Origin of the sequence: Leclercia sp. EC_58 (assembly GCF_019584355.1) — a bacterium.
Lineage (GTDB): Bacteria > Pseudomonadota > Gammaproteobacteria > Enterobacterales > Enterobacteriaceae > Enterobacter.
In genome coordinates this window covers 2709747-2723468 of sequence record NZ_VDAM01000001.1, presented here as the reverse complement: position 1 = coordinate 2723468, position 13722 = coordinate 2709747, and the positions used below count along the sequence as shown (strand labels likewise).

The following is a 13722-nucleotide window of genomic DNA, read 5'->3' as shown; positions in this document are numbered from 1 at the left end:
TTCCTTTCAGACCGCGGTAATCAGCCAGCAGTTATGGATCTGACGGTTACGGGCAAAATCCTGGGACAGGGTTTTTTGACTGATCTCTTGTGCTTTCAGCCCCAGTTTTTCCAGCCCTTCATGATCCATGCGGAAACCGCGTTTGTTGTTCGAAAACATGATCGTGCCGCCTTTACGCAGCATACGTTTGAGATCTTTCATCAGCGCAATATGGTCGCGCTGGACATCGAAAGACTCTTCCATGCGTTTGGAGTTAGAGAAGGTCGGCGGATCGATAAAGATCAGATCGAACTGCTCTTCGGTTTCACGCAGCCAGCCCAGCACGTCAGCCTGCAACAGGCGGTGCGCGCGGCCGGTCAGGCCGTTAAGGCGCAGGTTGCGCTCCGCCCACTCCAGATAGGTGCGGGACATATCCACGGTGGTAGTGGTACGCGCACCGCCCAGGCCGGCATGTACGCTGGCGCTGCCGGTATAGGAGAAGAGGTTCAGGAAGTCTTTACCTTTACTCATCTGGCCCAGCATGCGGCGGGCAATACGGTGGTCGAGGAACAGCCCGGTATCGAGGTAATCGGTGAGGTTCACCCACAGGCGCGCGTTATATTCACCCACTTCGATAAACTCGCCCTTGCTGTTCATCTTCTCATACTGGTTTTTACCCTTCTGACGCTCACGGGTTTTGAGGATCAGCTTGTTCGGGGCGATATTCAGCACGCTGATGGTCGCGGCAATAATATCGAGCATACGCTGACGGGCTTTCTGCGGATCGACGGTTTTAGGCGGAGCATACTCCTGCACGACCACCCAGTCGGCGTAGCGATCGACCGCCACGTTGTACTCCGGCAGATCGGCGTCATACAGGCGATAGCATTCAATGCCTTCCTGCTTCGCCCATTTTTCAAATTTCTTCAGGTTCTTGCGCAGGCGGTTGGCGTAATCTTCCGCGATGGTGGCCGGTTTGCTGTCCGCCTCTTTCTCGGCCAGATGGTAATTTTTCTGCACGCAGTCCAGCGGGCCATTTTTGGCCTTGAACTGGCGCTCGGCGCGCAGTTGCAGGCAGCTCAGCAGCTCAGGAGAGGCGCTGAACAAAGAGAGGTTCCAGCCGCCAAACAGATCCTTCATGGTGCGCCCCAGCAGGCTATGCAGGGCAATCAGCGCAGGCTCGCTGTCCAGACGTTCGCCGTAAGGCGGGTTGCTGATCACCGTGCCGTACGGGCCTTTTGGCAGCGGATTGGTGAGCTGGGAAACGTCTTTAACCTCAAAGGCGATCAGCTCGCCGATCCCGGCGCGGCGGGCGTTGCTGCGCGCGCGTTCAATTACGCGGGCGTCGCTGTCAGAACCATAGAAACGGGATTCATAAGCTGCCAGCCCGGCACGTGCACGCGTCTGGGCTTCGGCTTTGACCTCCTGCCAGATGGCCTCGTCGTGCTGAGCCCAGCCCTTAAAGCCCCACGCGCCGCGATGCAGGCCAGGCGCGCGGTCGGTTGCCAGCATCGCCGCTTCGATAAGCAGGGTACCGGAACCACACATCGGATCGAGCAACGGCGTACCCGGCAGCCAGCCGGAACGCATCACGATGGCGGCCGCAAGGTTCTCTTTGATCGGCGCAATACCGGCACGATCGCGGTAGCCGCGCTGGTGCAGGCCTTCGCCACACAGATCCAGCGCAATGCTGGCAACTTCTTTATTCAGGCGAACGTTGATGCGCAGATCCGGATTTTCACGATCGACGTTCGGACGCTCCAGATTTTTGCGCGTGAAACAGTCGACGATGGCATCTTTGACCTTCAGCGCCCCGTACTGGCTGTTACGGATCTCATCGTTCAGGCCGCTGAAGTGCACGGCAAAAGTGGCACTTGGGGCAAAAATCTCTGTCCAGTCGATAGTCTGCACGCCAATATAAAGATCGAGATCGCTATAAACCTTGCACTCTCTCATCGGCAACATGATGCGTGAGGCCAGGCGGCTCCACATCAGGCTCTGGTAAATAAGCCGCGTGTCGCCCTGAAAATGGACACCACCCTGAACCACCTGGCACTCTTGCGCGCCCAGGTTTTCCAGTTCAGTTTTTAACAGCTCTTCCAGCCCACGGGCCGTACTGGCAAACAGAGAATTCATATCGTCACTTTTACTCTAAGAAAATTGCTGCGCATTATAGCCAATCTGGGCTCTATGTCATAAAGTTGAGGGCTTATTTTCATTTGAGGGCTGCGCCGTGGCGACGTTATCCAGGCTTTTCATTCATCCGGTTAAATCCATGCTGGGTATTGGGCTCACCCATGCCCTTGCCGATGTCAGCGGTTTTGCCTTTGATCGCATTTTTATGGTCACAGAGCTGGATGGCACATTTATTACCGCACGCCAGTTCCCGCAAATGGTTCGCTTTACCCCGGCGCCGGTTCAGGATGGTCTCCATCTGACTGCGCCGGATGGTTCCAGTAGTATCGTCCGTTTCAGCGATTTTGCGCCAGCGGATGCGCCCACCGAAGTCTGGGGCAACCACTTTACCGCCCGTATCGCCCCGGATGCGATCAACCGCTGGCTGAGCGAATTCTTTTCCCGCCCAGTTCAGCTGCGCTGGGTTGGGCCGGAGCTGACGCGACGCGTGGCTAAGTTTGCCGCGGTGCCGCTCTCTTTTGCCGACGGGTTCCCGTATCTGCTCACTAACGAAGCCTCGCTGCGCGACCTGCAACAGCGCTGCCCGGCCAGCGTGCAGATGGAGCAGTTCCGCCCGAACCTGGTGGTGACCGGCGCTGCCGCCTGGGAAGAGGACACCTGGAAAGTGATCCGCATCGGCGAGGTCATTTTTGATGTGGTGAAACCCTGCAGCCGCTGCATCTTTACCACCGTCAGCCCGGAAAAGGGGCAGAAACACCCGACTGGCGAACCGCTGAAAACCCTGCAATCTTTCCGCACCGCGCAGGATAATGGTGATGTCGATTTCGGCCAGAACCTGATCCCGCGCTCCAGCGGAGTGATCCGCGTGGGCGACGAGGTGGAGATCCTCTCGACCGCCCCGGGCCGCCTCTACGGCGCAGGCGCCGAAGAAGAGGCCAGCGATGTGGAAGTGCAGCCTGCAACGGCGGTGACCATCCAGTGGCAGGGACAGACCATTCGCGGTAACAATCAGCAGGTGTTACTGGAGCAGCTTGAACAGGCTGGGATTCGCGTGCCCTACTCCTGCCGTGCGGGGATTTGCGGATGCTGTCGCATCACGCTGGTTGAGGGGGAAGTGAGCGCGCTGAAGAAATCGGCCATTGGCAGCGATGGCACAATCCTGTGCTGTAGCTGTGTGCCGAAAACGTCGTTACAGCTCGAGGCTTAAACAGCCTGTTCCAGGCTGAAGCTGACCGGTTGCGGTTTCAGCCTGTCATTCATCACTTTAATCGGGTCGCCCAACTGCATGGTGCGCCCGGCAATGGTCACCGCGGGCTGCGCCAGTAAACAGAGCGCAGCGTTGTCGCCCGGCTCCACCACCAGCAAATTCACCTGCTCACCATTTTCGCTCAGGCTGACACAGGCGGCGTCGCCGATTGTCGGTGTCCAGCGTTCACCGTGGGCAAGAAAGTGCCAGCTTTTTGGCATCTGGGGTTTGAGGAAGCGGATCGCCACCAGCGCATTGAGCACCAGTTCAGCACGCTGCTCTTTCGACAGATCCAGATCGCGGCACTTCTCTTCAAAAGAGAAATAGAGTGCGGCATCATCGACGCAAAAACCGGTATCGGCAAAGGCGTCCGGGGTTAACATCCGGCGGGCAAAACGCGAACGAAACAACATACCATTGGCCAGATCGAGCATCATACGATCGTGCTCTTCGCAGAAATACCAGCGCCAGTTATCGTCAGGTTTAATTCGCATCTGTCTCTCCCGTTCCCGAAACGTCCTGTCGTAAGAAAGTCCTTATTGCCGCTTCGTTTTTTTAACCTCAGTAATCAAAGACTACTATGTCTAATAAAGCAACAGTCCGGGAATATAAAACAACCAGAGCTGGAAATAAAGCCCTAGTTGTCAGTCATGCTAAAAGGTTAGAGGTGATTAACGATTTCTTTAATCAGCGGCGGACCTTTAAAAATAAAGCCGGAATATATCTGAACAAGCGAAGCGCCAGCAGCCATTTTTTCGCGGGCGGCGATGACTGAATCAATCCCGCCAACCCCAATAATCGGTAAGCGGCCATTTAATTCCTGCGACAGACGACGAATTATTTCGGTGCTTTTTAACTGCACCGGGCGTCCGCTCAAGCCACCCATTTCATCGCAATGCTTCATCCCCTGAACTAAAGCGCGGTCGAGCGTGGTATTGGTAGCGATAACACCATCAATATTATGACGAACTAAACTGTCGGCCACCTGAATCAGCTCTTCTTCAGTCAGATCCGGCGCAATTTTAACGGCGACCGGCACATATTTATGGTGCGTCGCCTGGAGTTCATTTTGCTTATTTTTGATGGCGGTTAATAAGTCATCCAGCGCTTCGCCGTATTGCAGGGTACGCAGACCTGGCGTGTTAGGCGAGGAGATATTCACCGCAATATATCCAGCATAAGCGTAGACTTTCTCCATGCAGATCAGGTAGTCATCTTTGCCCTGCTCGACCGGCGTGTCTTTATTTTTGCCGATATTAATGCCTAATACGCCGTCGAAATGGGCCTTTTTCACATTTTCAACGAGGTGATCGACACCGAGATTATTAAACCCCATGCGGTTAATCAGCCCTTCGGCTTCTACCAGGCGGAACAGGCGTGGCTTGTCGTTACCCGGCTGCGGACGCGGTGTGACGGTACCAATTTCGATGGAGCCGAAGCCCATCGCACCCAGTGCATCAATGCACTCGCCATTTTTATCCAGCCCTGCCGCCAGACCCAGTGGATTTTTAAAGGTTAACCCCATACAGGTGACCGGCTTATCCATCACTTTCTGGCGCACCAGCGCTTCGAGCGGGGTTCCCGTAATACGGCGTAACTGCTGGAATGTTAATTCATGAGCGCGCTCAGGATCGAGCTGGAAAAGGGCTTTACGAACGAAGGGGTAGTACATGAACTCTCCTGGATTCCCGGTGTGCAAACCGGGGGCGTATTATCTGTGATCGCAGCGGGAAAGGGAATTGACCTGAGGCAAAAAAAGCCCCGTGCTGCGCAATCGTTTACTTTTCACCCCTCCTTTATTCAATTTTCGGCATTTATCTTGCGGATAAATCATTTAGCGGAATAAGCCAGCGGTGCCACACTGCCAACAAATGTTATCAATGTTAGATAAAAGCAAATAATTGGTTATAAGGAGCATCTATGCGTGTCATTACGTTGGCCGGCAGTCCGCGATTCCCTTCCCGCTCCAGCGCACTGCTGGAGTACGCCCGGGAACAGCTTACCTCTCTGGATGTGGAGGTGTTCCACTGGAATCTGCAAAATTTTGCCCCGGAAGATCTGCTCTATGCCCGCTTCGACAGCCCTGCGCTGAAGGCGCTGAATGAACAGTTAAAAGAGGCCGATGGGCTAATCGTCGCCACGCCGATCTATAAAGCCTCGTTCTCCGGCGCCCTGAAAACCCTGCTCGATCTGCTGCCGGAGCGCGCGTTAGAGGGCAAAGTCGTCCTGCCGCTGGCGACGGGCGGCACCGTGGCCCATCTGCTGGCGGTGGATTACGCCCTGAAACCGGTGCTCAACGCCCTGAAAGCCCAGGAGATCCTGCACGGCGTGTTTGCCGATGATTCTCAGGTCATCGACTACCAGCACAAGCCGCACTTTACCCCGAACCTGCAAACCCGCCTCGACAGCGCGCTGGAGACTTTCTGGCAGGCGCTACATCGCCGCGACGTTCAGGTTCCCGCCTTCGGTCTTCAAAAAGGAGTCGCCCATGTTTAAATCCCTTGCACGCCTGAGTCTGGCAGGTCTGGTGGCTCTCTCCGCACTGGCGCACGGCGCAGAGCCCGCGCCCGACAATCTGCGTATTGGCTATCAGAAAGGCAGCGTCAGTATGGTGCTGGCAAAAAGTCATCAACTGCTGGAAAAACGCTACCCGGACACCAAATTCTCCTGGGTTGAGTTCCCGGCCGGCCCGCAGATGCTGGAGGCGCTGAACGTCGGCAGTATCGATCTTGGCAGTACCGGGGATATCCCGCCGATCTTCGCTCAGGCCGCCGGCGCGGACCTGGTTTACGTCGGCGTTGAGCCGCCAAAACCGAAAGCCGAAGTGATCCTGGTGCCTGAAAATAGCCCGATTAAGAGCGTGGCGGATCTGAAAGGCCACAAAGTGGCTTTCCAGAAAGGCTCCAGCTCCCACAACCTTTTACTCCGCGCGCTCCAGCAGGCGGGCCTGACCTTTAAGGATATTCAGCCGGTCTATCTCTCCCCATCGGATGCCCGCGCCGCTTTCCAGCAAAAGAATGTCGATGCTTGGGCTATCTGGGACCCTTACTACTCAGCGGTGCTGCTGCAGGGGGGGGTGAGAGTACTGAAAGATGGCGAAACCCTGAAACAGACCGGCTCTTTCTACCTTGCCGCACGCCCCTATGCCGAGAAGAACGGTGCCTTTATTCAGGGCGTGCTGGATACCTTTAGCGAAGCGGACGCCCTCACCCAGAGCCAGCGCCAGGCCAGTATCGCCCTGCTGGCAAAATCGATGGGTCTGCCGGAGCCGGTCATTGCTACCTACCTTGACCATCGCCCGCCAACCGTCATCAAACCGGTGGATGCGAAAATCGCCGTGTTACAGCAGCAAACCGCCGACCTGTTTTACGACAACCATCTGGTACCGAAAAAAATCGTTATTCGCGACCGCATCTGGCAGCCCACTGCCTCGAAAGGAGATAAATCATGAGTCTGAATCTGTTCTGGTTTTTACCTACCCACGGCGACGGTCATTATCTTGGCACCGACGAGGGTGCTCGTCCGGTGGATCATGCTTATCTCCAGCAGATCGCCCAGGCCGCCGATCGGATTGGTTTTACCGGGGTGCTGATCCCGACAGGTCGTTCCTGCGAGGATGCGTGGCTGGTGGCGGCGTCGATGATCCCGGTGACCCAACGCCTGAAGTTTCTGGTGGCCCTGCGTCCCAGCGTGACCTCCCCGACGGTAGCCGCACGCCAGGCCGCGACCCTCGACCGTCTGTCGAATGGCCGCGCCCTGTTTAACCTGGTGACCGGCAGCGATCCGCAGGAGCTGGCAGGGGATGGCGTCTTTTTGGATCACACCGCGCGGTACGAAGCCTCCGCGGAATTCACTCAGGTCTGGCGTCGTCTGCTGGAGGGTGAGAGCGTCACCTTCGAGGGCAAGCATATCCATGTGCGTGATGCGAAACTCTACTTCCCGCCGATCCAGCAACCGCGTCCGCCGCTCTATTTTGGCGGTTCATCGGACGTTGCCCAGGATCTGGCCGCCGAACAGGTGGATCTCTACCTCACCTGGGGCGAACCGCCGGCGCTGGTAAAAGAGAAAATCGAACAGGTGCGCGCCAAAGCCGCGGCGCGGGGTCGTAAAGTCCGCTTCGGCATTCGTCTGCATGTGATTGTGCGCGAAACCACTGAAAGGCGTGGCAGGCCGCCGACCGCCTGATTTCGCATTTGGACGAAGACACCATTGCCAAAGCGCAGGCCGCCTTTGCCCGCACCGACTCCGTGGGGCAACACCGAATGGCCTCCCTGCACAACGGTAAAAGAGAGAATCTGGAGATCAGCCCGAACCTGTGGGCGGGCGTCGGCCTGGTGCGCGGCGGCGCAGGTACCGCCTTAGTGGGGGATGGCCCGACCGTGGCGGCGCGCATTAATGAGTACGCTGATCTCGGTATCGACAGCTTTATTCTCTCCGGTTATCCGCATCTGGAGGAGGCGTACAAGGTGGGCGAACTGCTGTTCCCGCATCTGGATGTCGCTATTCCGGAGATCCCGCAGCCGCAGCAGCTGTTGCAGCAGGGCGAAGCGGTGGCCAACGAATTTATTCCGCGTAAAGTCGCCCAGAGCTAAGGAGAACGCATGGCTCATTCTTTCCGAAAATGGCTGCTGCGCATTGCACCCTGGCTACTTCCCGCAGGCATTGTGCTTATCTGGCAGCTGGCTTCCTCCGTGGGCTGGCTCTCCAGCCGCATCCTGCCGTCGCCGGAGGGGGTTGTGGAGGCCTTCTGGTCCTTGAGCGCCAGCGGTGAGCTGTGGCAGCATCTGGCGATCAGCGCCTGGCGCGCGGTGATTGGTTTTTCCATCGGCGGGTCGATTGGCCTGACGCTGGGGCTGATCAGCGGCCTCTCCCGCTGGGGTGAGCGTCTGCTGGACACCTCGATCCAGATGCTGCGCAACGTGCCGCATCTGGCGCTGATCCCGCTGGTGATCCTGTGGTTTGGTATCGATGAGACGGCGAAGATTTTCCTCGTCGCCCTCGGCACGCTCTTCCCGGTCTATATCAACACCTGGCACGGCATTCGTAATATCGATCGCGGGCTGGTGGAGATGGCGCGCAGCTACGGTTTGTCCGGCTTCGCCCTGTTTATCCACGTTATCCTGCCGGGCGCCCTCCCCTCCATTATGGTGGGCGTGCGCTTCGCCCTCGGTCTGATGTGGCTGACGTTAATTGTGGCGGAAACCATCTCCGCTAACTCGGGTATCGGCTACCTGGCGATGAACGCCCGCGAATTCCTGCAGACCGACGTGGTCGTGGTGGCTATCGTTCTCTATGCCCTGCTCGGTAAACTGGCGGATGTCAGCGCCCAGTGGCTGGAACGCCGCTGGCTGCGCTGGAATCCGGCCTACGCGATAAAGGAGGCACACGCATGAATACGGCTCGCTTAAACCAGGGGACGCCGCTGTTGCTTAACGGCGTGACCAAACGCTACGGCGAAAACACCATTCTGAACGAACTGGAGCTGCATATTCCCGCCGGGCAATTCGTGGCGGTGGTGGGCCGCAGCGGTGGCGGTAAAAGCACCCTGCTGCGCCTGCTGGCCGGGCTGGAGGCGCCGAACAGCGGCGAACTGCTGGCCGGGAATACGCCGCTGGCGGAAATTCAGGACGATACCCGGATGATGTTCCAGGATGCGCGACTGCTGCCGTGGAAATCGGTAATCGATAACGTTGGCCTGGGGCTGAAAGGGAACTGGAAAGCGCAGGCATTACAGGCGCTGGCCGCCGTCGGGCTGGACAATCGCGCCGGGGAGTGGCCTGCCGCCCTCTCCGGTGGGCAAAAGCAGCGCGTGGCGTTGGCAAGAGCGCTGATTCATCGCCCGGGGCTGTTGCTGCTGGATGAGCCGCTGGGGGCGCTGGACGCCCTGACGCGGATTGAGATGCAGGATCTGATCGTCTCGTTATGGCAGGAGCACGGCTTTACGGTGCTGCTGGTGACCCACGATGTGAGCGAAGCCGTGGCCATGGCGGACCGGGTACTGCTGATTGAGGAGGGTAAGATTGGACTGGATCTGACGATTGACCTTCCTCGTCCTCGCCGGGTGGGTTCGGCGCGGCTGGCAGAGCTGGAAGCGGAGGTCCTGGATCGGGTGATGAAGCGTGGGGTAACGGAGCGGCAGTTGATTACGGCTAATGCCTGATGCCCTCTCCCACAGGGAGAGGGAGGGTAAACGTAGGCCCGGTAAGCGTAGCGCCACCGGGCATCAGGCCGCACAGCATTGCCGGGTGGCGGCTTCGCCTTACCCGGCTTTCTGTCAGGCCAGCGCCTTGCTGATCTTCTCGTAGAGATCGCCGGAGAGGTTCTCCAGCCCTTTCAGCTGCTCCAGCGCGGCACGCATCTTCGCCTGACGCTTCTCATCGTAGCGTTTCAGACGGATCAGCGGCTCAATCAGACGCGACGCCACCTGCGGGTTGCGGCTGTTGAGCTCGGTCAGCATCTCCACCATAAACTGGTAGCCGCTGCCATCTTCCGCGTGGAAGGCGGCCGGGTTGCTGCTGGCAAAGGCGCCAATCAGGGAACGGACGCGGTTCGGGTTGCTCAGAGTGAACGAACGGTGATTGAGCAGGCTGCGCACCTTGTTCACCACATCCGCCGCTGGGCTGGTGGACTGCAGGATGAACCACTTATCCATTACCAGACCATCCTGATGCCATTTGTCGTCATACTCCTGCATCAGGGCATCACGGCACAGCAGCTCTGCGGCAACGCTGGCAGCCAGCGCAGCCAGCGCATCGGTCATGTTGTCGGCGGTGTGATACTGCTTGCTGACCAGTTCGTCGGCGAGCGCCGTCTCCCCAAACGCCAGGTAGCGCAGACAGGTGTTACGCAGAGAGCGCTTGCCAATATCGGCATGCTCAACCCGATAGGCGTCCAGTTTATGGTGGTTGTAGACCGCCAGGAACTCATCCGCCAGCTCGGTTGCCAGGGTACGGGTCAGCGCCTCACGCACCGTCGCGATAGCGATCGGATCGATAATCTCAAACAGCTCGGCGATTTCATTTACCGACGGCAGGGTAAGGATTTCAGCCGCCAGCGCCGGATCGATCTTCTCATCTAACAGGATTGCGCGGAAGGCATCGGCAACATGCGCCGGTACCGACAGCGGCTGCCCCTGCTGATGACGATTGACGTTCAGCTTGATATAGGTCGCCAGCAGGCTCTGCGCCGCATCCCAGCGGGAGAAGTCATTACGTGCATGACGCATCAGGAAGGTCAGCTGCTGATCGCTCCACTTGTACTCCAGCTTAACCGGCGCGGAGAATTCGCACAGCAGCGCAGGTACCGGCTGGAAGTAGACGTTATCAAAGATGAAGGTCTGCTCGGCCTGGGTGACGTTCAACACGTTATGCACCGGATGGCCGCCTTTTTGCAGCGGGATCACCTTACCTTCGTTATCGTACAGCTCAATGGCGAACGGAATATGCAGCGGGTGCTTCTCTTCCTGCTCGGCAGTCGGCGGCGTGCGCTGGCTGATGGTCAGGGTGTACTGCTCGGTTTCCGGGTTGTAGTCATCTTTAACGGTGACCACCGGCGTACCGGCCTGGCTGTACCAGCGGCGGAAGTGAGAGAGATCGATGTTAGAGGCATCTTCCATCGCCTGAACGAAATCGTCGCAGGTGGCGGCGCTGCCGTCATGGCGCTCGAAATAGAGCTGCATCCCTTTCTGGAAGTTCTCTTCGCCCAGCAGGGTGTGGATCATGCGAATGATTTCAGAACCCTTTTCATACACCGTCAGGGTGTAGAAGTTGTTCATCTCAATCACTTTGTCCGGACGGATCGGGTGCGCCATTGGGCTGGCGTCTTCGGCAAACTGCAGGCCACGCATGGTGCGCACGTTATTGATGCGGTTCACCGCCCGCGAGCCGAGATCGGAGCTGAACTCCTGATCGCGGAAGACGGTTAAGCCCTCTTTCAGGCTCAGCTGGAACCAGTCGCGGCAGGTGACGCGGTTGCCGGTCCAGTTGTGGAAATATTCGTGGCCGATGACGCGCTCGATATCGAGGTAGTCTTTATCGGTGGCGGTATCGGTACGCGCCAGCACATATTTGGAGTTAAAGACGTTAAGGCCTTTGTTCTCCATCGCGCCCATATTGAAGAAGTCGACGGCGACGATCATATAGATGTCGAGGTCATACTCGAGACCGAAACGCTCTTCATCCCACTTCATGGAGTTGATAAGCGAGGTCATCGCCCACGGGGCGCGGTCGAGGTTGCCGCGATCGACAAACAGCTCCAGCGCCACTTCACGCCCTGAACGGGTGGTGAAGGTGTCGCGCAGAACGTCAAAATCACCTGCCACCAGCGCAAACAGGTAGCACGGTTTCGGGAACGGATCCTGCCACTGCACCCAATGACGGCCATTTTCCAGCTCGCCCTCGCCTACGCGGTTACCGTTGGAGAGCAGGAACGGATAGGTGGCTTTATCGGCGATGATTTTGGTGGTAAAGCGGGCCAGTACATCCGGGCGGTCGAGATACCAGGTGATGTGACGGAAACCTTCGGCTTCACACTGGGTACAGAGCGCCACGCCCGACTGGTATAACCCCTCCAGTGCGGTGTTAGACGCCGGGCTAATCTCGTTAACGATGCGTAACGTAAAACGTTCCGGCAGGTTATCCAGCACTAGCTGGTTATTTTCTTCTTTATAGTCGGTCCATGGGGTGTCGTTCACCTGCACCGACACTAAGGTCAGGTCTTCGCCGTCAAGACGCAGCGGCACCGCCGTGGCGTTGTGGCGCGTCACCTGGCTTATCGCCGTCACAACGGTTTTTGTAGCATCCAGGTCAAAAGTCAGATCGATATCGCTAATCAGGTAATCCGGCGCACGGTAGTCGTGGCGGTATTTGGCTTGAGGCTGTTGTGTCATAGAAAACCTTTTGCATCGTTTGTCGAATAACGAACCAGTCTATTCCTGTTGTCTAAATCGCGCTATGCAGAATGTTCATCTTTTCAGTCACAAACACTCTATTTGCTACATTTTTATAACACGCGGCACGAAATGCTCTCGACCCTGGACCAGGCTTATGGTGTGATCGGGGTTCAATAAATCGCTAAACAAGGTATACTCCAGCGGTTTCATTAGTCGTTTATTGTACTAAACGCTCCCGTGAGAGGATGCTACTGCGCACCTATGACTCAATTCGCTTCACCTGTTCTGCATACGCTGCTGGATACCGACGCGTACAAACTGCATATGCAGCAAGCCGTTTTCCACCAATACCACGACGTACAGGTCGCGGCTGAATTCCGCTGCCGTGGTGACGACTTGCTGGGGATCTATGCTGACGCCATCCGTGAGCAAGTCGACGCAATGCAGCATCTTCGTCTGCAGGATGATGAATTCCAGTGGCTCTCCAGCCTGCCCTTCTTTAAAGAAGATTACCTTCAGTGGCTGCGCAATTTCCGCTATGACCCGTCCCAGGTGAAAATCAGCAATGATAACGGCAAGCTGCACATCCGCCTTGAAGGCCCGTGGCGGGAAGTGATCATGTGGGAAGTGCCGCTGCTGGCGGTGATCAGCGAGCTGGTGCACCGCTTCCGTTCCCCGGAGGCGAGCGTTGAACTGGCTCTGACGACGCTGGAACAGAAGCTGGTTGATTTTGCCCAACTGACCGACTCGCTGGATATGTCGCGTTTCCGTCTGATGGATTTTGGCACCCGCCGCCGTTTCTCCCGCGAGGTGCAGCAGGCCATCGTCGAGCGGCTGCAGCAGGAGCCGTGGTTTGTCGGCACCAGTAATTACGATCTGGCCCGCCGTCTGAGCCTGACCCCAATGGGCACCCAGGCGCACGAGTGGTTCCAGGCGCATCAGCAGATCAGTCCGGAGCTGGCGACCAGCCAGCGTGCGGCGCTGGCCGCCTGGCTTGATGAGTACCCGAACCAGCTCGGCATTGCCTTAACCGACTGTATTACCATGGACGCCTTCCTGCGCGATTTCGGGCCGGAGTTCGCCACCGCCTATCAGGGGCTGCGCCATGACTCCGGGGATCCGCTGGAGTGGGGTGAGAAAGCGATCGCCCATTATCAAAAGCTGGGCATCGACCCGATGAGCAAAGTGCTGGTCTTCTCCGATAATCTTGACCTGTCAAAAGCGGTAGGTCTGTACCGACACTTCTCCTCGCGCGTAAATCTGGCCTTTGGGATCGGCACCCGTCTGACCTGCGATATTCCACAGGTAAAACCGCTGAATATCGTGATTAAACTGGTGGAATGTAACGGCAAGCCGGTGGCGAAGCTCTCCGACAGCCCGGGCAAAACCATCTGTCATGACAAAGCCTTCGTGCGGGCGCTGCGTAAAGCCTTCGACCTGCCACAGGTAAAAATCGCCAGCTAATCTCTTC

General features: G+C 57.5%; 9 protein-coding genes and 2 pseudogenes. 7 read left to right on the top strand and 4 right to left on the bottom strand.

All coding sequences use genetic code 11. The annotated features are described in order from the left end of the window. Nucleotides 1-6 precede the first annotated feature (6 nt). Nucleotides 7-2115 (bottom strand): bifunctional 23S rRNA (guanine(2069)-N(7))-methyltransferase RlmK/23S rRNA (guanine(2445)-N(2))-methyltransferase RlmL, encoded by a 2109-nt coding sequence (gene rlmKL / locus FHC51_RS13250; protein WP_220435743.1) that lies wholly within the window; start codon nucleotides 2113-2115, stop codon nucleotides 7-9. A 97-nt stretch (nucleotides 2116-2212) separates the two neighbouring features. Here rlmKL and FHC51_RS13245 point away from each other — a divergent pair, with 97 nt between their 5' ends. Beyond that, complete coding sequence (locus FHC51_RS13245; RefSeq protein WP_220435742.1) at nucleotides 2213-3322, top strand: YcbX family protein; 1110 nt, start codon at nucleotides 2213-2215, stop codon at nucleotides 3320-3322. Here the strand turns inward: FHC51_RS13245 and zapC are convergent. Next, nucleotides 3319-3855 carry a cell division protein ZapC gene (gene zapC, locus FHC51_RS13240; RefSeq protein WP_220435741.1) on the bottom strand — a complete coding sequence of 179 codons (537 nt, stop codon included), beginning with the start codon at nucleotides 3853-3855 and terminating at the stop codon, nucleotides 3319-3321. The two genes, FHC51_RS13245 and zapC, sit on opposite strands and share 4 nt — an antisense overlap. Nucleotides 3856-4022: 167 nt before the next feature. After that, a complete protein-coding gene (gene pyrD / locus FHC51_RS13235) occupies nucleotides 4023-5033 on the bottom strand; it encodes a quinone-dependent dihydroorotate dehydrogenase (RefSeq protein WP_114315426.1) in 1011 nt (336 codons plus the stop codon). Nucleotides 5034-5281: 248 nt separating this feature from the next. On the opposite strand from pyrD, the gene ssuE reads away from it, so the two are divergent. The 5 genes and pseudogenes from ssuE to ssuB all read left to right on the top strand — a co-directional run bounded on the left by ssuE (nucleotide 5282) and on the right by ssuB (nucleotide 9521). After that, nucleotides 5282-5857 carry an NADPH-dependent FMN reductase gene (gene ssuE / locus FHC51_RS13230; protein ID WP_103178946.1) on the top strand — a complete coding sequence of 192 codons (576 nt, stop codon included), beginning with the start codon at nucleotides 5282-5284 and terminating at the stop codon, nucleotides 5855-5857. After that, a pseudogene (locus FHC51_RS13225) lies at nucleotides 5850-6843 on the top strand (sulfonate ABC transporter substrate-binding protein); the annotation flags it as partial. The gene ssuE and the pseudogene FHC51_RS13225, both read left to right, overlap by 8 nt. Further along, nucleotides 6809-7953, top strand: a pseudogene (gene ssuD, locus FHC51_RS13220) (FMNH2-dependent alkanesulfonate monooxygenase). The pseudogenes FHC51_RS13225 and ssuD, both read left to right, overlap by 35 nt. A gap of 9 nt (nucleotides 7954-7962) precedes the next feature. Further along, nucleotides 7963-8754 carry an aliphatic sulfonate ABC transporter permease SsuC gene (gene ssuC / locus FHC51_RS13215; protein ID WP_220435739.1) on the top strand — a complete coding sequence of 264 codons (792 nt, stop codon included), beginning with the start codon at nucleotides 7963-7965 and terminating at the stop codon, nucleotides 8752-8754. After that, nucleotides 8751-9521 (top strand): aliphatic sulfonates ABC transporter ATP-binding protein, encoded by a 771-nt coding sequence (gene ssuB, locus FHC51_RS13210; RefSeq protein ID WP_114315430.1) that lies wholly within the window; start codon nucleotides 8751-8753, stop codon nucleotides 9519-9521. The genes ssuC and ssuB overlap by 4 nt, the downstream gene beginning before the upstream one ends. 114 nt (nucleotides 9522-9635) lie before the next feature. Here ssuB and pepN read toward each other — a convergent pair whose 3' ends face one another. Next, nucleotides 9636-12248 carry an aminopeptidase N gene (pepN, locus tag FHC51_RS13205; protein WP_220435738.1) on the bottom strand — a complete coding sequence of 871 codons (2613 nt, stop codon included), beginning with the start codon at nucleotides 12246-12248 and terminating at the stop codon, nucleotides 9636-9638. A gap of 264 nt (nucleotides 12249-12512) precedes the next feature. On the opposite strand from pepN, the gene pncB reads away from it, so the two are divergent. After that, on the top strand, nucleotides 12513-13715 hold the full coding sequence (gene pncB, locus FHC51_RS13200; RefSeq protein ID WP_220435737.1) for a nicotinate phosphoribosyltransferase: 1203 nt from the start codon (nucleotides 12513-12515) through the stop codon (nucleotides 13713-13715). The last annotated feature ends 7 nt before the right edge of the window (nucleotides 13716-13722 follow it).

Coding starts and splice junctions, on each gene's coding strand:
- rlmKL (WP_220435743.1), bottom strand. CDS start 2,115: ATGAATTCTCTGTTTGCCAGTACGGCCCGTGGGCTGGAAGAGCTGTTA.
- pncB (WP_220435737.1), top strand. CDS start 12,513: ATGACTCAATTCGCTTCACCTGTTCTGCATACGCTGCTGGATACCGAC.
- ssuE (WP_103178946.1), top strand. CDS start 5,282: ATGCGTGTCATTACGTTGGCCGGCAGTCCGCGATTCCCTTCCCGCTCC.
- ssuB (WP_114315430.1), top strand. CDS start 8,751: ATGAATACGGCTCGCTTAAACCAGGGGACGCCGCTGTTGCTTAACGGC.
- pyrD (WP_114315426.1), bottom strand. CDS start 5,033: ATGTACTACCCCTTCGTTCGTAAAGCCCTTTTCCAGCTCGATCCTGAG.
- ssuC (WP_220435739.1), top strand. CDS start 7,963: ATGGCTCATTCTTTCCGAAAATGGCTGCTGCGCATTGCACCCTGGCTA.
- zapC (WP_220435741.1), bottom strand. CDS start 3,855: ATGCGAATTAAACCTGACGATAACTGGCGCTGGTATTTCTGCGAAGAG.
- pepN (WP_220435738.1), bottom strand. CDS start 12,248: ATGACACAACAGCCTCAAGCCAAATACCGCCACGACTACCGTGCGCCG.